General features: G+C 67.6%; 21 protein-coding genes. 10 read left to right on the top strand and 11 right to left on the bottom strand.

The features are described 5' to 3' along the window. Nucleotides 1-429: 429 nt before the first annotated feature. The 8 genes from ACAG26_RS07275 to ACAG26_RS07240 all read left to right on the top strand — a co-directional run bounded on the left by ACAG26_RS07275 (nt 430) and on the right by ACAG26_RS07240 (nt 7141). Nucleotides 430-1281, top strand: coding sequence for a restriction endonuclease (locus tag ACAG26_RS07275; RefSeq protein WP_370480755.1), 852 nt, complete (start codon nt 430-432; stop codon nt 1279-1281). Between the two features lie 345 nt (nt 1282-1626). Then, on the top strand, nt 1627-1854 hold the full coding sequence (locus ACAG26_RS07270) for a hypothetical protein (RefSeq protein WP_370480701.1): 228 nt from the start codon (nt 1627-1629) through the stop codon (nt 1852-1854). Further along, a complete protein-coding gene (locus ACAG26_RS07265; protein WP_370480700.1) occupies nt 1845-2258 on the top strand; it encodes a PIN domain-containing protein in 414 nt (137 codons plus the stop codon). The genes ACAG26_RS07270 and ACAG26_RS07265 overlap by 10 nt, the downstream gene beginning before the upstream one ends. 208 nt (nt 2259-2466) lie before the next feature. Next, on the top strand, nt 2467-3408 hold the full coding sequence (locus tag ACAG26_RS07260) for a hypothetical protein (RefSeq protein WP_370480698.1): 942 nt from the start codon (nt 2467-2469) through the stop codon (nt 3406-3408). A 171-nt stretch (nt 3409-3579) separates the two neighbouring features. Next, the gene (locus ACAG26_RS07255; protein WP_370480697.1) at nt 3580-3786 is read left to right on the top strand and encodes an excalibur calcium-binding domain-containing protein; all 207 of its coding nucleotides are present in this window, start codon (nt 3580-3582) and stop codon (nt 3784-3786) included. 37 nt (nt 3787-3823) lie between these two features. After that, nucleotides 3824-4672, top strand: a complete 849-nt coding sequence (gene purU, locus ACAG26_RS07250; RefSeq protein ID WP_370480696.1) for a formyltetrahydrofolate deformylase — start codon at nt 3824-3826, stop codon at nt 4670-4672. A 90-nt stretch (nt 4673-4762) separates the two neighbouring features. Then, entirely contained in the window at nt 4763-5491 is a 729-nt protein-coding gene (locus ACAG26_RS07245; protein WP_370480695.1) for a DUF2652 domain-containing protein, read from the top strand. A 39-nt stretch (nt 5492-5530) separates the two neighbouring features. Beyond that, nucleotides 5531-7141 (top strand): AMP-binding protein, encoded by a 1611-nt coding sequence (locus tag ACAG26_RS07240; protein WP_370480694.1) that lies wholly within the window; start codon nt 5531-5533, stop codon nt 7139-7141. On the opposite strand, the gene ACAG26_RS07235 is transcribed toward ACAG26_RS07240, so the two are convergent. Continuing rightward, nucleotides 7122-8009, bottom strand: coding sequence for an SAM-dependent methyltransferase (locus ACAG26_RS07235; RefSeq protein WP_370480693.1), 888 nt, complete (start codon nt 8007-8009; stop codon nt 7122-7124). The two genes, ACAG26_RS07240 and ACAG26_RS07235, sit on opposite strands and share 20 nt — an antisense overlap. 198 nt (nt 8010-8207) lie before the next feature. Here ACAG26_RS07235 and ACAG26_RS07230 point away from each other — a divergent pair, with 198 nt between their 5' ends. Then, entirely contained in the window at nt 8208-8642 is a 435-nt protein-coding gene (locus ACAG26_RS07230) for an SRPBCC family protein (protein ID WP_370480691.1), read from the top strand. Nucleotides 8643-8651: 9 nt separating this feature from the next. Here the strand turns inward: ACAG26_RS07230 and ACAG26_RS07225 are convergent, their stop codons facing one another. The 4 genes from ACAG26_RS07225 to ACAG26_RS07210 form a co-directional block, all read right to left on the bottom strand. Beyond that, entirely contained in the window at nt 8652-10244 is a 1593-nt protein-coding gene (locus ACAG26_RS07225) for a Na+/H+ antiporter (RefSeq protein WP_370480689.1), read from the bottom strand. Nucleotides 10245-10267: 23 nt separating this feature from the next. Next, nucleotides 10268-12064 carry a serine/threonine-protein kinase PknD gene (locus tag ACAG26_RS07220; RefSeq protein ID WP_370480686.1) on the bottom strand — a complete coding sequence of 599 codons (1797 nt, stop codon included), beginning with the start codon at nt 12062-12064 and terminating at the stop codon, nt 10268-10270. A gap of 143 nt (nt 12065-12207) precedes the next feature. Then, the gene (locus tag ACAG26_RS07215) at nt 12208-13647 is read right to left on the bottom strand and encodes a 13E12 repeat family protein (RefSeq protein ID WP_370480684.1); all 1440 of its coding nucleotides are present in this window, start codon (nt 13645-13647) and stop codon (nt 12208-12210) included. A 149-nt stretch (nt 13648-13796) separates the two neighbouring features. After that, the gene (locus ACAG26_RS07210) at nt 13797-14300 is read right to left on the bottom strand and encodes a DinB family protein (protein ID WP_370480682.1); all 504 of its coding nucleotides are present in this window, start codon (nt 14298-14300) and stop codon (nt 13797-13799) included. 261 nt (nt 14301-14561) lie between these two features. Between ACAG26_RS07210 and ACAG26_RS07205 the strand changes: the two genes are divergently transcribed. Continuing rightward, on the top strand, nt 14562-16028 hold the full coding sequence (locus ACAG26_RS07205) for a peptidase (RefSeq protein ID WP_370480681.1): 1467 nt from the start codon (nt 14562-14564) through the stop codon (nt 16026-16028). 4 nt (nt 16029-16032) lie between these two features. Here ACAG26_RS07205 and ACAG26_RS07200 read toward each other — a convergent pair whose 3' ends face one another. The 6 genes from ACAG26_RS07200 to ACAG26_RS07175 form a co-directional block, all read right to left on the bottom strand. Beyond that, nucleotides 16033-16722 carry a cutinase family protein gene (locus ACAG26_RS07200; protein ID WP_370480680.1) on the bottom strand — a complete coding sequence of 230 codons (690 nt, stop codon included), beginning with the start codon at nt 16720-16722 and terminating at the stop codon, nt 16033-16035. Nucleotides 16723-16965: 243 nt separating this feature from the next. After that, nucleotides 16966-17241, bottom strand: a complete 276-nt coding sequence (locus tag ACAG26_RS07195) for a cytochrome C oxidase subunit IV family protein (RefSeq protein ID WP_370480678.1) — start codon at nt 17239-17241, stop codon at nt 16966-16968. 1 nt (nt 17242) lies between these two features. After that, nucleotides 17243-17827, bottom strand: coding sequence for a cytochrome c oxidase subunit 3 (locus ACAG26_RS07190; protein ID WP_370480675.1), 585 nt, complete (start codon nt 17825-17827; stop codon nt 17243-17245). A gap of 2 nt (nt 17828-17829) precedes the next feature. Further along, a complete protein-coding gene (locus ACAG26_RS07185) occupies nt 17830-18570 on the bottom strand; it encodes a hypothetical protein (RefSeq protein WP_370480673.1) in 741 nt (246 codons plus the stop codon). Next, a complete protein-coding gene (locus ACAG26_RS07180) occupies nt 18567-19310 on the bottom strand; it encodes a hypothetical protein (protein WP_370480671.1) in 744 nt (247 codons plus the stop codon). Before ACAG26_RS07180 ends, ACAG26_RS07185 begins: the two co-directional genes overlap by 4 nt. 54 nt (nt 19311-19364) lie before the next feature. Then, nucleotides 19365-19976, bottom strand: a complete 612-nt coding sequence (locus ACAG26_RS07175) for a TetR/AcrR family transcriptional regulator (RefSeq protein ID WP_370480670.1) — start codon at nt 19974-19976, stop codon at nt 19365-19367. Between the last annotated feature and the right edge of the window lies 1 nt (nt 19977).

Below are 19977 nucleotides of genomic sequence, written 5' to 3'. Positions count from 1 at the left end.
CGAATTCGCCCTACAGTGGACCACGACCCACCAACCCCAAGCCGCATAACGACTGGACCACCAAACGGGTCCCCCTCAGCGTATTTAGGGCGTACTACACTGTACCGGAGACGTACTGGCAACGCCCAGATTTGGCGCCTTGCAGGCGATATGGGGCGATTCAGCTAACCGTTTACGCTGGTCGCCGGGGCGGTGAAAAGGGACTCATAATCCGTTGGTCGCGGGTTCGAGCCCCGCCTGCCCCATCATGAAGCCTCACCATAAAGCACCTGTTCATTGCCGGTACATCGGCGGCCAGCGACCCGATTAGGGCCGCTTACCCCGGCGCATGGCGGGCCGGCGGCAGCGATGTCGGCGAGTTAGCTAGCTACTGCCTCGTACTCTGAGATGCTCTAACCCGTGACTACGACCGTGCCTCCGTATACCGACATGCTCTGGCCGACACTTCAGGCCGCCATCTCGCTCGGCGGTTCGGCGTCTATCGCGGAGTTAGATGAGGCGGTCATCGACCGCGAGCAGTTCTCACCCGAGCTGCAAGACGTATTACACGGCGATGGCCCGTCCACGGAGATCCAGTACCGGCTCGCGTGGGCCCGCACCTATCTCAAAGGGATGGGCTTGCTCACGAATAGCAAGCGTGGCGTTTGGACTGTGACCGAGGCTGGTCAAACCGCAACGCAAAACCAAATGATCCCACTGCATGCGGAGTTTGTCGCGGCCAGCAGGAGCAGGTCCAAGAGGTCGAAAAAACCGACCGCCGAGGTAGGTGCCTCCGCGGCGTTCGACAGGGCGGAGGCTGAGGTCGAGGACAAGTGGAAGGATGAGTTGCTAGAGACGCTCCTAGCGCTGTCGCCTGCTGCTTTCGAGAGGCTGGCTCAGCGTCTGCTTCGGGAGTCTGGGTTTTCTAGCACGGTCGTAACTGGTCGCAGCGGTGACGGTGGCATCGACGGCTTAGGTGTGTACCAGATTTCGCTTCTGAGTTTTCCGGTGTTCTTCCAGTGCAAGCGCTACAAGGGCAGCGTTACTGCCTCGGCGGTCCGCGACTTCCGAGGAGCGATGGCTGGGCGAGGTGACAAAGGGCTGCTCATCACCACAGGCACGTTCACGAACGACGCCAGGAATGAGGCAAAGCGCGATGGTGCTCCGCCGATTGACCTGATCGACGGAAATCGTCTTTGCGATTTGCTTAAGGAGTACGCAGTCGGTGTCACCACAAGTCAGCGTGTCGTCGAGGATGTGAAAGTTGAAGCCGACTACTTCGGATCCCTAGAACCCAAGTAGCGGGCGGCGGGTGATGCCAACAGTCTTCGGTTGAATGGTGCAACAGCCCTGGCAGCGGTAGGGCTACCGGCGAGCACGCCGGCCACGACCCTAGCGGACGGTAGGCCCATCCAAGAAAGAAACCGCGTGCCTTGCGTTTCAGCGGCCTAAGCCGGCCGGTCCGGCCAACTTTCCTAACCGCTGCTGTGCTGTCTGGAGTCGTGCCGAGCGTAACCGCGATCGCGGTCCAGGGACTCCCCGCGCGGTTGGGCCATAGCCTGCCTCGCGGATCGTCGATGTACATCAGCGGCTCGACAGAGGTAGCATCTGACCAGCCGATATCGTAGATATCAGGAGGTCGCGGGTATGGCTGATGTGTTGATTAGGGGACTATCGGATGCCGCCGTGGCGCACATCGACGCGGCGGCCGCGGCAAGGGGATTGTCGCGGCAGGAGTATTTGCGGCGGCGGTTCGAGACGGAGCGATCAGAGGGGCAGCCTGAGGGCAGGCTCACGCTCGAGGATATGCGGCGCGCGGCCGACGCAGCTGCCGATCTCGACAACCCGGAGGTGATGGAGGGTGCGTGGCGGTGAGCACGTGGCTGATCGATAAATCGGCCTACACCCGCATACCCGGCTCACTTGATGCCGAACTCTGGATCGACCGTATAGAACGCGGTCTGGTGCGAATCAGCACTGTGACTCGCCTGGAGATCGGATATTCTTTTCGCACCGCGGCGCAAGCTCGCCTTGAGGTGGTATCACCGCCATTGTCCCTGATGCCGGTGGAGTACCTAACGCCCGCCGCAGAAGACCGCGCCGTCGAATTACAGCTGCTGCTGGCCGATCGCGGCCAGCACCGTGCACCGTCGATCCCGGACCTTCTCGTGGCTGCCGCTGCCGAAACCGCGGCACTCACAATTCTCGCTGTTGACAAGGACTTCGACTTGATCGCGCAGATTTCTGGGCAACCCATCGAATGGCTGCGTCTGAACTAGGGAGGCCGCAGAGCCTTGGCCGCAACTCGGCGACCGCGTCGGGATCCCGTGCCATTGCCCGAAACCCAATTCCTGACAGATCCCGTGACTGCATGCCGAGCCGCGGCAGCTGCGCAAAGTTGATAAGTTCAATTCGCAGTCTGACCAGGTGATCAACTTGGGAAGCGGTATGCCCACGGCAACCACACCTGATCTTGGTGACCGTGTCATGATCACCGCTGTGGTTGACACACCTCGCACGCCGCCGCGCCCAGTGGATGTGACGGCGCTGCTGCCGGAACTGGCTGGCTATGCCCGGTTCACCACGCGGCTGCATCCGCGGCGTGGGGTGCCCACATGCCGGCAGAGTTCGATCGGTGGCCCGATGCTGTGGCCCGAGAACGAGCCATGGCCCACATGTGTAAACCCGTGGCAGTTCTGGGATATCACTGTCAGCGGTTCAGAGCCTGACGATTATCATCCGCATAGCGTCCCCAACCCGCTGGTTCCGGTATTGCAGCTGTTCGCCGATGACGCACCCACGATCCAGTTCCCGCACGGGACCGACCTGCTGCAAGTGCTGTGGTGCCCGGTCGATCACATCCACGTGCCGGGCCAAGAAGAAGTCTACGGCCCTGCGGTAACCGTGATCTGGCGAAATTCCGCCGACCTGCCCGATAGGGCTATCGACCCGCCAGCCCCGGCCGACTTCGAGAAGTTATTGATAGCCGTGCCGTGCGTCCTACACCCCGAAGAGGTCCTCGAGTATCCGCTAGACCTGCCTGAAGACCTCTGGAAGCGGCTCTACAGCCTTGAGGAGGCGAACTGGAACGACCCAGAAGAGTGCAGCGCCGACGTTAACCCGCTGTCCTATCAATGCGATCTATCGGTCGCACCGGGCAGCAAAGTGGGCGGATGGGCCCGCTGGCACGCCTCTGACCCGTACCCGATGCCGTGCGCCAGCTGCGGCCAGCACCTCGACCTGCTTGCCTCATTTGGTACTTACGAACGCGATGCCGGAAACGGCCACTGGAACGCCAACGATCTCGCCGCCACAGACAGCGGCTACGGCAGTGTCACGGGCATGATCCTGGGGCGGGGCGGCGACCTGCAAATCTTCTACTGCACGCGCAATCCCGGGCACCCAATCCACGTCCTCGTCCAGGGATAAAGCCGTCTTCGATCAGACCTGCCCGCCGCCGGCCGGCGGATCGACGCAGCCGTGACGGCGTCGCCGCGGCGACCCGCTAGCCCACAGATAGGCAAATTTGCTGAACCGCCGTGGTGACTACACGGCTCGGCTAATGTGCAACCGTCACTACGGCATCGAACAGGACCCCGCATGATTCGCGCATTGCTGATCGCTGCCGGCATCGTCGCCGGCGCGGCCATCGCCCCGCCGCCGTCGGCCGTCGCCGGCCCGCCCTATAGGAACTGCACCGAGGCGCACAACGACGGTCGCTACAACATCCCCCGGGACGACCCGGCCTACTCGCCCAAGCTCGACCGCGACGGCGACGGCTATGCCTGCGAGCCCAAGCCCAGGTGACACACCGTAGGCCCACCAGCTGACTAACGTGGCCCGCATGACTGACGCGTTCGTGCTGGCGTTCCGCTGCGACGACCGGCCCGGCATCGTCAGCGCGGTCTCCACCGCGCTGTACGAGCTGCAGTGCAATATCACCGACGCCCAGCAGTTCAGCGACCCGTTCGCGCAGCGGTTCTTTGCCCGGATCGAATTCACCACCGGCCAACGCGACGTGGACGCGGCGGCGCTCGCGCCGGTGCTGGACGCCTTGGACGCGGAGTGGACGTTGCGTGGCCGCGACGACCGGATGCGGGTGCTGATCCTGGTGTCCAAGCAGGACCACTGCCTGGTCGACTTGCTCTACCACTGGCGCACCGGTGACCTGACCATGGACGTCGTCGCGGTGGCGTCCAATCACCCCCGCGAGACGTTTCCGCGGGTCGACTTCGGCGATGTGCCGTTCCACCACCTGCCGATCACGCCGGCCACCAAACGCGAGCAGGAAGCCGAGATCCTCGGCCTGGTCAACGAGTATCGCGTCGACCTGGTGGTGCTGGCCCGCTACATGCAGATCCTGTCCCCGGAGCTGTGCGCCGCGTTGGCCGGCCGGGCGATCAACATTCACCACTCCTTCCTGCCCGGGTTCACCGGGGCCCGGCCCTACCACCAAGCCCACGACCGGGGCGTGAAAATCATTGGTGCGACGGCCCATTACGTCACCGCCGAACTCGACGAGGGGCCGATCATCGCCCAGGATGTCGAGGCCGTCTCGCACCGCGACACCCCCGCCGACCTGGTCCGCAAGGGCCGCGACATCGAACGCCGGGTGCTCGCCGAGGCGGTCGGGCATCACCTGACCGGGCGGGTGTTCCCCAACGGCCGCACCACCGTGGTGTTCCGGGACTGAGCCAGGGGAGCCGACCGGCCACACCCGTCGTCGGCCGGTGCGCCGTAACCCGCGGCGACCACGCCGGATCAGGACTACACTGCCGAGTTCATGGCCATCCGGCACGCGGTCCTCGTTATCGCCGATATCGGTGGATACACCCGCTACATGAATTGGAACCGGATGCATCTGGTGCATGCACAGCTGACAGTGGCGCTGCTGCTGGAGTCGGTCATCGACGCCGCCAAAGGCCTGAAGTTGGCGAAACTGGAGGGCGACGCCGCGTTTTTCTGGGCACCCAACGGTGACGCCAAAGTCATCGTCGGCGAGCGGCTGTCGCGGATGCACCAGGCGTTCCGCAACCGGCGCGAACAGATCAACCGGAACTACGACTGCGACTGCGCCAGCTGCGCGCAGCTGGAAAATTTGTCGCTCAAGTTCGTCGCCCACGCCGGTGAAGTGGCCGAGCAACGGGTGAAACGCCACACCGAACTCGCCGGCGTCGACGTCATCCTGGTGCATCGCATGCTGAAAAACCAAGTCCCCGTGCCGGAATACGTGCTGATGACCGATCCCGTGGCGCAGTGCCTCGACGACCGGTTTCGCCAGCGTTGCCTGCCGCTGGATCACGACTTCGAGGGCATCGGACAAACGCCCACCCACTACGTCGACCTCGCCGTCTCCGCCGCGGCGGTCGTCGCGCCCCCGAGCAGCGCCGCCACCCGGCTGGGGGACAAGCTCAAGCTGCGGTTCAACGCGGTGCCGTACCTGCTGGGAATCAAGGAGGCCTGTGCGGGCTTCCGCAACCTCGGCCGCGGCACCACCGAACTGCCGATCTGACCACGCCGGGCCAACCGGGGCGTCGCTATCATCCGACCCATGAGCACCGGCGGTCCAAGCGCAGCGGACTCGCCGGCCTTCACCGCCGAGGAGGTGGCCCGCTACCACGCCGCCGGCTGGTGGACCGACACCACACTGTCGCAGGTGGTGCACCGCAACGCGCAACGGACCCCGGATCGCATCGCCTATCTCGACCATACCGACGCCGCGCTGAGCTGGCGGGAATTCGACGACGCCGCCAACGCGCTGGCCGCCCAGCTGGCCGGGGCGGGGGTGCGCCGCGGTGATCGGGTGGCGGTGTGGCACGGCGACTCCGCCGCCATCCACGTGCTGTTCGTCGCGATCGAACGCTGCGGCGCGGTCGTCGTCGGCATCGGCGCCCGCGCCGGCACCCGGGAGGTCACCGCCATCCTGCGCGGCGCGCGCCCGACCATCCTGATCACCGATCCACCGCGGCATGAGCCCGCGGCGCAGGCCGCCGACCTACCGGTGCTGGTGCTGCGACCCGGCCCGACCCTGAACGTGGCCCCCGCGGCGCTGCCGCCGTACGCCGGCATCCGGCCCGACGAGGTCTTCCTGATCAACTCCACCTCCGGCACCACGGGGCTACCCAAGTGCGTCGTGCACACCCAAAACCGGTGGTACTACTTCCACCAGAAGGCCGTCGCCCACGGACGGCTCACCGCCGACGACATCTTCTTGCCGGTCATCCCCACGCCGTTCGGGTTCGGGCTCTGGACCAGCCACGCCACCCCGATCCACCTGGGCGCCACCGCGGTGCTGCTGGACCGCTTCAGCACCGCGGCGACCTGCCAGGCCATCGCCCAACACCGGGTGACCGTGCTGTGCTGCGTCAGCACCCAATTGACCATGCTGATGGCCGATCCCGCCCGCCGCGACTACGACCTGAGCTCGTTGCGCATCGTCTACACCGGCGGTGAAGCGTTGCCGTACCGGCCGGCGCGAGAGTTCGAAAACCTCACCGGCGCAACGATTCTGCAGTTCTACGGCTCGAATGAAACCGGGCTGCTCAGCGGTACCACGGTGCATGATCCGCCGCAGCGCCGCCTGCGCACCGCCGGCCGGATCGTGCCGGAGATGGCGGTGCGGCTGTTCGACGGCGACCAGGACGTCACCCCCACCGGGCGCGGCCAGCCCGCCTGCCGCGGCCCGGCCACCAGCCTGGGCTACCTCGATGGCACCGACCACGACCAGTTGTTTACCGCCGACGGCTGGATGCGCATGGGCGACCTCTGCGAGATCGACGCCGAGGGCTATTTGACCGTGACCGGCCGCACCTCCGACTTCATCCTGCGCGGCGGCAAGAACATCAGCGCCACCCAGGTCGAGGACGCCGCCACCACCCATCCGGCGATCGCGGTGGCCGCCGCGGTGGCGATGCCCGACCCGGTGTTCGGCGAAAAGGTGTGCCTGTACGCCGAGCGCACCGGGCCGCACACCCTCGAACTGGCAGACCTGATCGAGCATCTGCTGGGGCTGGGGGTGTCCAAGGAGCTGCTGCCCGAACGCCTGATCCTGGTCGACGAACTGCCCCGATCTTCCGGCGGCAAGATCGCGAAAAGTCAGCTCCGCGACGACATCCGGGCCCGGATACAGAAGGAATCCACCGCTAGCCGCGGACGGCCGTGAAGAATTTCTGCCGCAACAGCCGCTCGAAGGCCGGCGGCAGGTCGTGGAACGGACGGCCGTAGCCGTTGGCGGCCGCGGCCACCAAGTCAACCCCGGTGACCTCCCAACCCCGTTCGGCCAGCCACGCTTTCGTGTCGCGGCGCGGATCGTCGTACCAGAGGTCGGCGACGGCGGGCTGGGTGGAGTCTTGGCTGATCGTGACGATGCTGTCGGCGAACTCCCGCAGCTCGCCGGGCGCCGGCCCCAGCTCGGCGGCCACCCAGCTGCCGGCGACCGACAACTCGTGCAGCTTCGCGAACAGCGCGTCTTGGGCGGCGCCGGGCAAATAGGGCAGTAGGCCCTCCAGCGCCCAGGCCGTCGGCTGGGTCGGGTCGAAGCCGGCCGCGATCAGCGCGGCCGCCCAGTCGTCGCGCAGGTCGGTGGCGACGGTGACCCGGCGCGCGGACGGGACGGCGCCGCGTTCGTCGAGCACCCGCTGCTTGAACTCCAGCACCCGCGGTTGATCGACCTCGAACACGGCCGTCCCGGTCGGCCATCCCAACCGGTAGGCGCGGGAATCCAATCCGGCCGCCAGGATGACCGCCTGCCGCACGCCGCCGCGCCCGGCCTGGCGGAAGTAGTCGTCGAAGAACCGGGTGCGCACCCCGACCCACTGCGCATTGAACGCGGCGGCGCTGCTCAGGTCGGTGCCCGCCACGGCGGCGGCGAGGTTCGGCTCACCGGCGGCGGCCACGAAGCCGGCGGCGAACTCGTCGTGGGCCAGCGGCGGCTGCAGCGCGGCGTCCAGCGCCCGCGCCGCGCACACCGCCAACGCGGTGAAGCCGACGCTGGTCACGATGTCCCAGGTATCACCGTCAGTTCGCGCCACCACAGTCTCCTCATCCTTGGCGCACGGCCGCGTCGAGCCCCCATCGCCACATTGCGGGGGAAGCGCCAACGGCCATGAATTAGCGAGATCGTCTAACTAACCCTACGCTTCCGTCGCGAGTTCGGCACCTCGGCGCCACCGGCCCCCGGCGTTTAGCATGGGCGTGGACACCGCGGCTACCGCCAGGCAGGAGATCTGATGGTCGAGCTTCACGTCGAACGGACAATCGCTGCCGCCCCGGAACACGTCTTCGACTGGCTGGCCGACCCGGCCAGTTTGACCGCCGCCCCGCTGGTTTTCCGGGCGCGGTGGGCCAACGGCGTGGCGGGGCCCGGCGAGGGCGCGCTGCGGGAGGTGACCGGGCTGGGCGTCTGGTTCCGCGAACAGATCACCGCCTACGAGCCGCCGCGGTCCTACTCCTATCTGATCCTGCGGTCGTTCCCGCCGTTCGAGCACGAGGGCGGCACCTTGACCTTCACCCCGCGCGGCGACGGCACGCACGTCGACTGGCAGACCCACTACACCCATCCCCGCTACTCCGGCGGCCGGCTGCTCGAGCCGGTCAGCGCCCCGCTGCTGCGGTCGAGTTTCTCGGCGATCCTCGCCGGCTGCGCCAAGGCGCTGGAGACCTGAGGCCGGCCGCTAGTCGGTGTCGGCGGGGTCGAGCAGCCGGACTTCCTCCAGGTCCATCGCCGCCTGCAGCTCCCGTAACACGATGTCGTCGATGTGGTTTCGGTCGCGCAGCTCGGTGACCGCCCGGCGCTTGTGCTCCAGCACGCCCAGCCGCACCCGCCGCACCAACTCGTTGCGCTCAGCCACGTCGTTGGGTGTGGCGTCGTCGGAGTTGGCTGCCACCAGCGCGGCCTGATCCTCGTATTCCTTCTGCAAGCGGCGCAACAGTTCTGGGCCGACATCAAGTTCAGCGGCCACCTGCGGCAACGCGTCGAGGGCGGCCTCCACGGCGCGGGTGCGCGCCAACTGCAATTCGTCCGCGTGCGTGGCGTCCTCGGGTAGCCGGGCCCACCGCACCACCGCGGGCAGGGTGCTGCCCTGGACTAGGACGGTCACCAAAATCACCACGGATACCACGAAGATGATCAGGTTGCGGTCCGGGAACGGGGCGCCGCTGCGGGTGGTGAGCGGGACGGCCAGCGCCGCGGCCAGCGACACCGCACCGCGGAATCCGGCCCAGCTGGTCACGCTGCGTTGCCGCCAGTTGACCCGGCGGGTGCGCTGCACCGCGCGCCGGTCCACCGCGCGGATCAGCCCGGTGGTGATCTCGACCCAGGCGATCCGGCTGACGATCACCACACCCGTGACGGCCAGCGCCACCAGCACCGCGTGGCGCAGCCCGTCACCGACGTCGGCGATGCCGCGCACCGCGCCGGGGATCTGCACCCCAACGAACACCCACAGCGAGCCGTTGATCAGAAACGTCGCGATGTCCCAGAACGCGAATGACTGCAGCCGCGACCGCGCCCGGATCACCCGCGGCCCCACGTAGGTGAGGACCAGCGCGGACACCAGCACCGCGACCACCCCGCTGCAGTGCAGGGTTTGGGCGAGCAGGAACGCCGCGAACGGCGTCAGCACGCTCAGCGCACCCTCCTCCAGCGGCGCGTCAATGCGGCGGCGCAGCAGCGTCACCACCCAGCCGACCAGCAGCCCGGCGGCGATGCCGCCGAGATAGGAACCGACAAACCGTCCGACCAGGGCCGCCGGGCCGATCGCGGGGCTGCCGGTGGCCACGGCGACGGTCACCGCGAACAGCACCAGCGCGGTCCCGTCGTTGATGATGCTCTCGGCGCGCAGCACCGTCAGCGGCCGGCGCGGCAATTGTTTGGCCAGACCGGCCACCGCGGCGGCGTCGGTGGGGGACAGCACCGCGCCCAGCACCGCCGCCGCGTGCGGCTCCATGCCCAACGCCCGCGCCGTCCAGGACACCGCCACCGCGGTGGCGATCACCAGCCCGACACTGGACAACACGATCACGCGCAGGTTCGCGCGGATCTCGCGGAAGCTGGTGTTCATGCTTTCCCAGTACAAGATGGCCGGCAAGAACAGCAGCAGCACGATCTCGCCGTCGAGCCGGGTTTGGCCGAAGCGCGGGATCAGACCCAGCAGCGACCCGAGCACGATGAGCAAAACCGGTGGACCGACCCGATAGCGCTTGCCCAGCACGGTGCCCAGCACCACGGCGGCCACCAGCGCAACAACGACGACAAGACCAAACACGGGTCACATTCTCCCGTGGGCGGTCACTGCTGGCGCAGCGCCACCACTTCGTTGCTGTGGCCGGCGATGTAGACCGTGCCCAGATTGTCGACCGCTAACCCCCAGGGGTAGTCCAGCCCGGTGAAGGGCAGCGCGACTTGGGTGGTGGAGTCGGCGGGAAGTTTCAGCGCGCGGTTGTTGCCGCTGTCGGTGACGTACACCGCGCCCCGGTTGTCCACCGTCACACCGCCGGGCTCCTTGAGACCGGTGAAGGGCAACTCGGTGGGCGCGTTGGAGCCGGTGCGCAGCGACAGGACCCGATTGTTGCCGCCGTCGGCGACGTAGATGGTGCCGTTGTCCACCACCACACCGGTGGGCGCGTTGAGACCGATGAGCGGTAGCACCGTCTGCTGGTTGGAGTCGGTGTCCAGCGACACCACCCGATCGTTGTCGGTGTCGGTCACATACACGATGCGGCTGCTGTCCACCGTGATCCCGGTCGGGTTGCCGAGACCGCTGAAAGCCAGCTGGGTTTGGGTTGTCGAGCCGGCGCGCAGCATCACCACCCGTTTGTTGCCGGCGTCGCTGACGTAGACGTTGCCGCTGTTGTCGGCGGTCACCCCGGTGGGGTAGTTGAGGTCGGTGAACGGCAACGCCGCCGGGGTGCTCGAGCCCCCCGACAATGCCAGCACCCGATTGTGCAGGGTGTCGGCGACGTACACCGTCCCGCCGAAATCGACTGACAGGCCTTGTGGTTCACGCAGGCCGGTGAACGGCAGCGTGGTTTGGCGCTTCGCCGCCTCGCGATGGCCCATCGCGATGCTGACGACGGTGACGATGACCGCGATGGTGAGCACCGCGGCGCTGCTCAGGATCGCGGTTCGGCGGCGCCACCACGGCTGCGTCGGTGGCGGCGTGGGCGGGGTGAATGACTCCGGCAGCGGTTCCGCCGCTGACACCGCATGCCCGGCGCTGTGGTTGGGCAGTGGCTGCGGTGCGGACACCGGTGGTGGTGCCGCCGTCGGGGTGTCGACGGCGTCCAGCACGGCGCGCGCCAATTCCACGGCGCTGCCGTAGCGTTCGGCGGGGTTTTTCGCCATGCCCCGGGCGATCACCGCGTCAAAGCCGACCGGCAGCGCCGGATTGACGCTGGACGGTCGGGGCGGCGGGGTGGTCAGGTGGCTGCTGATCTGATGCTCGACACGGTCACCGGCAAACGGATGCTGGGCGGTCAAGCATTCGTACAGCACACAGGTCAGCGAGTAGACGTCCGAACGCGCGTCGATGGTGCGCTGGTCGGGACTGAACCGCTCCGGAGCCATGTAATGAAAGGTTCCGACGACCCCGCCGGCCGCGGTCAGGCCCAGTTCCCCTGCCGCGCGGGCGATCCCGAAATCGATGAGGTAGGCGAAGTCGTCGGTGTCCAGCAAAATGTTGGACGGCTTGACATCCCGGTGCAACAGCCCGGCCCGGTGGGTGGCGTGCAAGGCCTTGGCGACCTGGTCGATGATGTGGGCGGCACGCCGCGGGGGCAGCGGCCCACGGTCCAGGATGGACTGCAAGTCGCGGCCGTCGACCAGCCGCATGTCCACGAACAGGCGCCCGTTGACTTCCCCGTGGGTGTGGATCGGGATGACGTGGGGGCTGCTCAACCGGGCGGCGGCTTGCGCCTCGCGGCGAAACCGCTGCTGAAACAGGGGGTCCCGGGAAATCTCGGCGGGCAGGATCTTGAGCGCGACGATCCGGTCGATGACGGTGTCACGTGCCCGCCACACCTCGCCCATGCCGCCGCGGCCCAGCAACTCGATCAGCCGGTATTTCCCGAACTGGGATCCTTCCAACGAGTCCTCCAGCAACGACGGGCCGGCAACGATCCGTCCACCATAGCGGGTGCGCTGCGGCCGGTCTGGGGAGCGTACGCCGACGCGCCGGGTACAGCTAGTTGGATCGCCCACATTGAGCGCCCTATCTGCGCTGCAGCCAGCTAGGGGTCTTCGTCTTCGTCCCTGTTTTCATCGGCGTCGGTGTTGTTGAGGATTTCGTCCGGGTGGTGCAGGTGGTTGATTTGGGGTGGTGTGGTGCCGTCGGTCCAGGCCAGGCGGCCGGTGTCGGTGATGATGGTTTTCCAGTGGCCGTTGGTGGCGCCGCCGTGGTCGCCGCCGCAGGCGAAGCCGAGTTTGTCGGCGTCGGTGCGGCCGCCTTTGCTCCACTCCTCGGAATGGTGAACCTCACAGTGGTACCCGGGTTGGGTGCAGTTGGGCCGCGTGCACCCGCGGTCCCGCGCGTAGCAGATGATGCGCTGGTCGAGCGTGGCGATGCGGCGGCTGCGCCCGAGGTACAGCGGCCGTTCGGAGTGGTTGTCGAAGACGGCGAGGTAGTGAACGGAGTTGGCGGCCATCCGGATCAGGTCGCGCATGGGCAGCCGGGAGCCGCCGCCGGTGCGGGCGGGTGGCGGCATCGGGACGTCGGGGTCGGTCATGGCGTGCAGGGCTTGTTCGAGGTCGGCGAGTTTGGCCATGGCGATGACGGTGACCGGCACGCCGCGGTGGGTGCCGATCTTGCCGGATTCGATGGCGTGGCGCAGCGCGAGTTTGAGGGCGTCATGGTCGCGTTGGGGGCGCGAACGTAGATCGGGCTGGGCCGGGTCGGGTTGCTGTTGGTCGGGGGTGTGGTCGGGTCGACGGTGGCCGGGGCGCACGGCGGCGCAGATGGCTTCCAGATAGGCGCGGGTTTCCGGGTCGAGGCAGCCGGTCAGCCGGCTCATCCCATCGGGGCCTTGGCGGCCCAGGGTCAGGCTGCGACGCCGGGCGCGGTCGTCGTCGGTGAAATCACCGTCCGGATTGATGCACTCGGCGATTTTGAGCCCGGCGATGGCGACGAATTGGGAGTCCTGCTTTTGGGCGTAGCCGACCAGGCGGTGTTGGGCGGCGTCGCGCTCGGCGGCGGTGGTTTTGGCCGGCAGGTGGTCGAGGGCTTTGATGATTTCGCTGATGTGGTCGTCGCCGAGGTGGCCGGCTGCCACGGCAGCGGCGACGTCGGGGAGTTGGGCGGGCAGTGGAGGTCCGGTGAGGCTGCGGCGCGCGCAGATGCGGGCGGCCAGGCGGAAGCGGCGGCGGACTTCGCCGCGGGTGATGCGCAGCCGCTGCCACAACAGGTCCTGGACTTTGAGGTCCGGGGGTAGGGCGGGGTCGTCGAAACCATCGGCGGGGTCGGCGATTTCACCGAACATCCGGTATGACAGGGCCCGGTTGACGCGCTGCTGGGTTTCCAGGCGGTCGGCCATCTCGATCCGAAAAGCATTGCCCACCAGATCGGTGTCGGCGGCACGCAACCGGGCTTGGGCGGCGTCAATCAGGTCGAGGTCCGCGCGGACTTGGGCGCGTTGGGCTTCGGTGGGAAGCAGCACCTGGTCCGTGTGAGCCATACCACAAACCTACTCGAACAATCGTTCGAGCGCCACCCCAAGGCCGAGATTTGTGGAGAAACTTTTGCCGATGACCGATGGCCAAACCGTAACTGCCACAACGATATCGCCGGTGATATCGGCTCACGGCCACCGCGCGGCCCCTCGCGCTACGTGGCTCTCGGGCGGCTGATCTGCTCGGCGAGGATGTCGGCGTGACCGGCGTGCCGGGCGACTTCGGCGATCATGCCCAGATAGATGAACCGCAGGCTCACCGCGCCGACAAGGTGATGTTCGACGGTGTCGTCCAGGCTGTGGTCCGCGGCCAATTCATCCGACCGTCGGCATGCTGCAACGTATTCGGTGATCACGTCGGCCAGGGTTTCGTCGTCGCCGACGTAGAAGCTACCGTCGCCACCGGTGGCGTGGCCGTCGCACTCGTCGATGCTCAGGCCCGCCAGGGTTCGTTGGAACCAGATCCGCTCGGCTGCGGCGCAATGCTTGATCAGGGAAATGGGTGTGGTCAACGAGGAGACGAGTTTCTGGCGGGCTTGAGTGTCGGAGAGCTGCTGGACGGCGCGCACCAGCTCGGTCCGGTTGAGTTCGAGGGTGTTCTCCAGCAGTTCGCGTTCGCTGCCGGTGAACGGGCGACCAGGGTCGAGTGCGGCGGTCATGGTGGCGCCTCCTTGTGGTGGGTTTCTTTGTGGCGAAGCGATGGGGGTTTCCGTGTGAAGTAGTGCTCCGACGCGCCGACACCAGATTTGCGTCCGCTTCGCGCCGTGTGCTATACCGCCCGGGGTTGCGGCGTCCGGCCGCACGATGGACGTCATTGCGAGGTCGGGGTTGCTAGCTGTTGCCGGCGGGGTGCAGGCGAATGCGCCCCGATGTGGTCGCGCGTGCTCGCGGCCTGCGCGTGCCACGAAAACGGTGGCCGCGTGACGCGGCGACTTCCCCGTCGGCCCTGGGCCAAGCGGTTCGGCGTAGCGGCGGCGGTGGTCGGTGCCTGCGCGGCGCTGACGCTCAGCGGCTGTTCCAGCACCGTCGACGGGCGGGCGGTGTCGGTCCTCGACGATCCGTGGCGCGTCGGCGGGCTGCCGGTGACCGACGGGCACACCGGCCCCGTCGAGCATGCGTTGGCCCCGATCGGCACCGTGCAAAACACCGACGGCGGGGCCATCGACCGGCTGGCGCTGCTGTCGATCAATGACATCCAGGACTACTGGAAGCAAAACTACGCCGGCTTCACCGGCAGCTTCGCCCCGGTCGACACGCTCATCTCGTACGGCTCCAAAAACCCGACCGGGATGACGATCTGCGGTGTCAACACCTACCAGTACGTCAACGCGTTCTACTGCTATGGCCGCAACATGATCGCCTGGGATCGCGGCGTGTTGTTGCCGGCGGTCAAGGACTATTTCGGTGAGATGTCGGTCACCGCGGCGCTGGCGCACGAATACGGGCACGCGGTGGAAGACATGGCCCGGCTGGTCACCAAGTCCACCCCGATGCTGGTGGCCGAACAGCAGGCCGACTGCTTCACCGGGGCGTATCTGCGCTGGGTCGCCGAAGGCAAGTCGTCGCGGTTCACCCTGAACACCGCCGACGGGCTCGACGAGATCCTGGCCGGGCTGATCACGTTGCGCGACCCGCTGCTGGGGCCCCACGACAAGGCGATCGTCGGCGAGGCGCACGGCACCGCGCTGGACCGGATCAGCGCGCTGCAGCTGGGCTTCGACACCGGCGTCGGCCGGTGCGCCGCGATCGACACCGACGAGATCACCCAGCGCCGCGGCGACATGCCGATGTCGTTGCAGCGCGAACTCACCGGCGGCGTGCAGACCGGCGAAGTCGCGATCACCAAGGCCACCCTGGCGACGTTGATCGAGGCGCTCAACGCGACGTTCGACCCCGCCCGGCCGCCCAGGCTCGCCTACACCGACAGGACCTGCGCCGCCGGTCCCGCCGCGTACTGCCCGGCCACCAACACCATCGGCGTCGACCTGCCGGCGCTGCAGCACCTGGCGGTGGCCGCCGACGAGCTGGAGGACCGGCTGCTGCCGCAGGGCGACAACACGGCGTTGTCGGTGGTCATGTCCCGCTACATGCTGGCGCTGCAGCACCAGCGCGGCCTCGACCTCACCTCCGCCGAGGCGGCGCTGCGCACCGCCTGCCTGACCGGGGTGGGGCAGCGCAGCATGTTCGCCCCCGTCGCGCTACCGGACGGCGCCAGCCTGCGGCTCACCGCCGGAGACCTCGACGAGGCCGTCACCGGGCTGTTGATGAACGGGCTGGCCGCCAGCGATGTGGGCGGTGCCACCGTGCCGGCCGGCTTCACCCGCATCCAGGCGTTTCGGGCCGGGCTGGCCGGCGACGCCGAGCGCTGCTACCAGCGCTTCGGATGAGTGGTTACAGGTGGTTAGCGGCGTAGGCCGCGCCCCGTTCCACCAACCCGTCAGCCGCGTAGGAGTCGTGCGCGGCGAATTCCAGGCCGTCCGAGCACACCGGGTCGTTGGCCGCGCACAACTGCAGGGTCTTGCCCGCATACAGCGGCCCGATCACGACCGGCGGCTCGTTGAGGAAGTTCATCGCCCGGGCGTTCGGGGTGCCGAACAGCACGACGGCGGCGACGTGGGAGGCCACGTCGGGCTGCAGCGGCTTGGGCACGGTGGCCGGGTCGACCCCATCCGGGACCGCGTCGGAGGTGACGAAACCCATCACCGCCGCGCCCTGGGAAAATCCGCCGAGCACCATCTTGGTGTCGGGACAATCCGCGGCCATGGACTGCACGTGCGCGCCCGCATCCCGGACGCCGTCGACGCCGGTGGGCCAGTCGTTGGTGGCGGGGTAGTTCACCGCGTACACCCCGAGCGACTTGCCACCCAGCTTCGGGCGCAGCGCGTTGATGAACGCGTCCCCGGTCGGGCCGACACCCGGGTCCTCGCCGGTGCCCCTGGCAAACGTCACCTCCACGTTGGGGCACTCCGCGGCGGACGCCGACGGTGTCAACGGGCCGAGCAGCGCCCACGTCGCGCCCACGGCAGCGACGGTAAATCGGGCGATGTGGCGGGGTAACCCTGAGTGCGCGCGGCGGGTCATTGGTCGTCCTCCTGTTCCACGGTGCTAAACCCCAAGTCGCAGCCGCCAAACTGCGAGGGGAAAGCGCGCTATCGCGGTCGTCGCGACAACCCTGGCCGTAACCGCCGGCCGGCGGTTCATGAGTTGTCCGACGCCGCAAACACGTTGAGCGCGCCCACGGCGATTTACGTTACCGCTAGTTTCGGCGATGCGCTGCGCTTATGGGCCCGTGTTGCTGCACACAGTTGTACAAACCGGTGAACTTCACACCATATAAATCACCAGCACCACCGCCCACAGCACCGCGAGCCAGCCGTCGGTGGCCAGCCGCAACCACCGCGGCGCGCGGTGCACCTCCATGAAGTAGCGGATGACGAGTCGCCCCTTGACGGCGGCGAGCACCACCACGGCGATCGTGATCGGCACGCTGGCAGCAACCGTGCCGGTGCTCGCGTGACCGGGGGACAGCCACCAGGAGATCAGGGTGATCGCCGACAGCACGATCCAGGTGGCGGTGATGGTCCGCGTCGAGGCCGTCATGTCAGCGCATCACGTACAGCAGGCCGAAGATGACGATCCACAGCAGGTCGACCATGTGCCAGTAGGTGGCGCCGGATTCCACCAGCGACGCGCGGCGGCGTCGCGGGTTGCGCAATTCGCGCACCACGACGCCCAGGATCAGCAAGCCGAGCGCCACGTGGAACAGGTGCACGCCGGTGAGCATGTAGTAGAAGCTGAAGAAGGTGTTGCTGGTCAGGGTGTAGCCGTGCCGGATCTCCGAGGTCCACTCGTAGGCCTTGACCAGCATGAACAGCACCCCGCAGGCGCCGCCGAGGTAGGTCAGGGCGATCGCGCGTCGATGGTCGCCGGCCCGGGCGGCCAGCACGCTACGCGCCACGAACCACGAACTGGTCAACAGCACCAGCGTGTTGAGCACGCCGGCGTTGATGCTCAGCTGCTGTTGGGCGGCCAGGAACTCGTGGGGCCGCATCGCCCGGTACACCATGAAGATGACGAAGTAGGCGCCGAAGATGATGAGGTCGCCCAGCACCATCACCCACATGTGGCCGTCGCCGGGCAGGTGCGCGGTGTCCCGGCGGTCCGGGGCGGACTCGGTGCGGGTCATCGTCACTCCAGCGGCGCTTCGTGGAGGGGCTGGCGTTCGGTGGCCTTCTTGAGGAAGGCGATCACGCACATCAGCCAGCAGCCGAACACCACGGTGCCCATCCAAAACGAGATGGACCCGTTCCACGCGAACGGTCCGGCCTTGCAGGCAAACACCGGTACGGCCATGATCTCGGTGACGATCTGCCAGACGGTCACGTAGGCCAGCCATTTGGGGAAGATCTCGTTGCGGTCGTAGAGGATCGCGACGGCAAACGCGAAATACGCCGCCGAAAAGCAGCCCAGCGACCCCACATAGGACAGCAACCCCAGGTCGTAGAGCAGGGCCTGCAGCTGCGGGTCGCGGTCGGGGCGGTACACCGCGGTCAGGAAGCAAAACGCGACCAGCAGGCAGCCGGGCAGCGCGCCGACGCCCATCGCGCCGAGGTAGGTGTAGGACAGCACCGAGCCGACCGTCATGCGCTTCATGTGGTAGGCCACGATGCCGTTGGCCACCCCGGCGCCGCCCACGATCAGCACCAAGGCCGCGAAACCGATTTTGATGGTGGTGGCGTGCGCGTGGAAGAAGTCGACCATCTGGGTGGCGGTGACGTCGGGCCGCGGCGGGGGCATCACCCGCGCCAACGCGAAGAAGATCACCCCGAACGCGGTGTAGAACGCCGGCACGATCCAAAACACCAGCCACACATCGCGCTTACCGGCCGGGGCGGCGGTCGTCGACTCCGGGGTGACGGTGCGGGTCACGCGGCGACACCCGCGCGCACGGCTTGTCGGCGGACCGCGTCGCGCAGCACGAAGAACATCACGGCCACGAACACCACCAGCGCCCCGTTGCGCAGCCAGAACGACACCGCGCCGTTCCAGGCCAGCGGCCCGCTGGTGACGACGGCGGCGCCGACGGCCGGTGCCATGGCCGCCGCGGTGGCCACCGCGAAATGCCCCACCCAGCGGGCGAACACCGGGTCGGGCCCGTCATCGAAGTAGACCGCGGCCGCCAGCAGCAGGTTCTGGGCGACCAGGGCGCCGACCGGGGCGATCAGCAACATCCACGCCAGGTCGTTGAGCAGCAGCACCAGGTCCGGGTTGCGTTCGGGCCGGAACGCGGCGACCAGGAACACGATGTTGGACAACGCGAACAGCGTCGCCCCGCTGACCGCGGCGGTCAGGTAGCAGTAGGCGAACACGTGACTCTGGGTGGCCATCCGCTTCATCTGGACCACGATGACCATGAAGAACGGCAACAGCATCACCCCGCACAGGTCATAGGTGACCATCGAGAACCGGATCGCGCCGGTGTGCGCGCCGTAGAAGTCGGCGACCTGCGGGGCGGTCAGCTGCGGCGACATCGGCGGGACGAAACCCGGAAACGCCAGGAAGGCGATCAGGTACACCACACCGAACACCGGCGCCGTCCACACGCTGATCAACTGGGTCTTGACGTCGGCGGTCTGGGGCAGGTCTTCGGCCTCGGCAAGGATCTGCATGTCACCTCGCTGGCGGTTGTGGCGAACGGGCCAGGACCCAGGCTAGCCGATCGGCTAGTTGCCCACAATGGGGGCGTTGACCGGCAACTGCATCATGCGTTCGATCAGCGGGATCAGCACCGCGCACAACGTGGCGTCGTCGACGTCGTCGACCAGCGGATTGACCACGGTGCCCCCGATCGCCCCGGACAGCAGCGCCGCCGCGATCCGCGCCTCGGTGTCGTCCGGGGTGCCCAGCAGGATCCCGTACAGCCGGCTGATGAACTGCCGGAACGGCTCGTGCTCACCCAGCAGTCGCACGATGACCGGATCGCTTTGCAGGGTCCGCACCCAGCGCCGGCGCCGCACCGCCATCTCGACGACGTCGGTCAGCAGCGCCTTGCGCGCCGCCAGCGGCTCCGGTTGGGCTTCGGCGGCGGCCAGCGCCTCCTCCAGCGTGCCCAGTTCCCGGTCGGTGACCGCGATGACGATCTCTTCTTTGGTCTTGAACTGGTGGTAGACCGCGGCCTTGGTCACCCCGACGGCGTCGGCGATCATCTGCAGCGAGGTGCCGCTGACCCCGTGGTCGGCGATCAAATCCAGCGCGGCGTTCAGGATTCGGGTTTGGGCCGCAGAATAGGGGACACCGCCCAGCCGTTTCCGGTGCTCCGGCTTCTCGATGGGCATC

It is taken from the genome of Mycobacterium sp. pUA109 (assembly GCF_041287095.1).
Lineage (GTDB): Bacteria > Actinomycetota > Actinomycetes > Mycobacteriales > Mycobacteriaceae > Mycobacterium.
This window is presented reverse-complemented; position numbering and strand designations above follow the sequence as displayed.

Coding starts and splice junctions, on each gene's coding strand:
- ACAG26_RS07275 (WP_370480755.1), top strand. CDS start 430: ATGCTCTGGCCGACACTTCAGGCCGCCATCTCGCTCGGCGGTTCGGCG.
- ACAG26_RS07270 (WP_370480701.1), top strand. CDS start 1,627: ATGGCTGATGTGTTGATTAGGGGACTATCGGATGCCGCCGTGGCGCAC.
- ACAG26_RS07260 (WP_370480698.1), top strand. CDS start 2,467: ATGATCACCGCTGTGGTTGACACACCTCGCACGCCGCCGCGCCCAGTG.
- ACAG26_RS07255 (WP_370480697.1), top strand. CDS start 3,580: ATGATTCGCGCATTGCTGATCGCTGCCGGCATCGTCGCCGGCGCGGCC.
- purU (WP_370480696.1), top strand. CDS start 3,824: ATGACTGACGCGTTCGTGCTGGCGTTCCGCTGCGACGACCGGCCCGGC.
- ACAG26_RS07245 (WP_370480695.1), top strand. CDS start 4,763: ATGGCCATCCGGCACGCGGTCCTCGTTATCGCCGATATCGGTGGATAC.
- ACAG26_RS07240 (WP_370480694.1), top strand. CDS start 5,531: ATGAGCACCGGCGGTCCAAGCGCAGCGGACTCGCCGGCCTTCACCGCC.
- ACAG26_RS07230 (WP_370480691.1), top strand. CDS start 8,208: ATGGTCGAGCTTCACGTCGAACGGACAATCGCTGCCGCCCCGGAACAC.
- ACAG26_RS07215 (WP_370480684.1), bottom strand. CDS start 13,647: ATGGCTCACACGGACCAGGTGCTGCTTCCCACCGAAGCCCAACGCGCC.
- ACAG26_RS07210 (WP_370480682.1), bottom strand. CDS start 14,300: ATGACCGCCGCACTCGACCCTGGTCGCCCGTTCACCGGCAGCGAACGC.
- ACAG26_RS07200 (WP_370480680.1), bottom strand. CDS start 16,722: ATGACCCGCCGCGCGCACTCAGGGTTACCCCGCCACATCGCCCGATTT.
- ACAG26_RS07195 (WP_370480678.1), bottom strand. CDS start 17,241: ATGACGGCCTCGACGCGGACCATCACCGCCACCTGGATCGTGCTGTCG.
- ACAG26_RS07190 (WP_370480675.1), bottom strand. CDS start 17,827: ATGACCCGCACCGAGTCCGCCCCGGACCGCCGGGACACCGCGCACCTG.
- ACAG26_RS07180 (WP_370480671.1), bottom strand. CDS start 19,310: ATGCAGATCCTTGCCGAGGCCGAAGACCTGCCCCAGACCGCCGACGTC.
- ACAG26_RS07175 (WP_370480670.1), bottom strand. CDS start 19,976: ATGCCCATCGAGAAGCCGGAGCACCGGAAACGGCTGGGCGGTGTCCCC.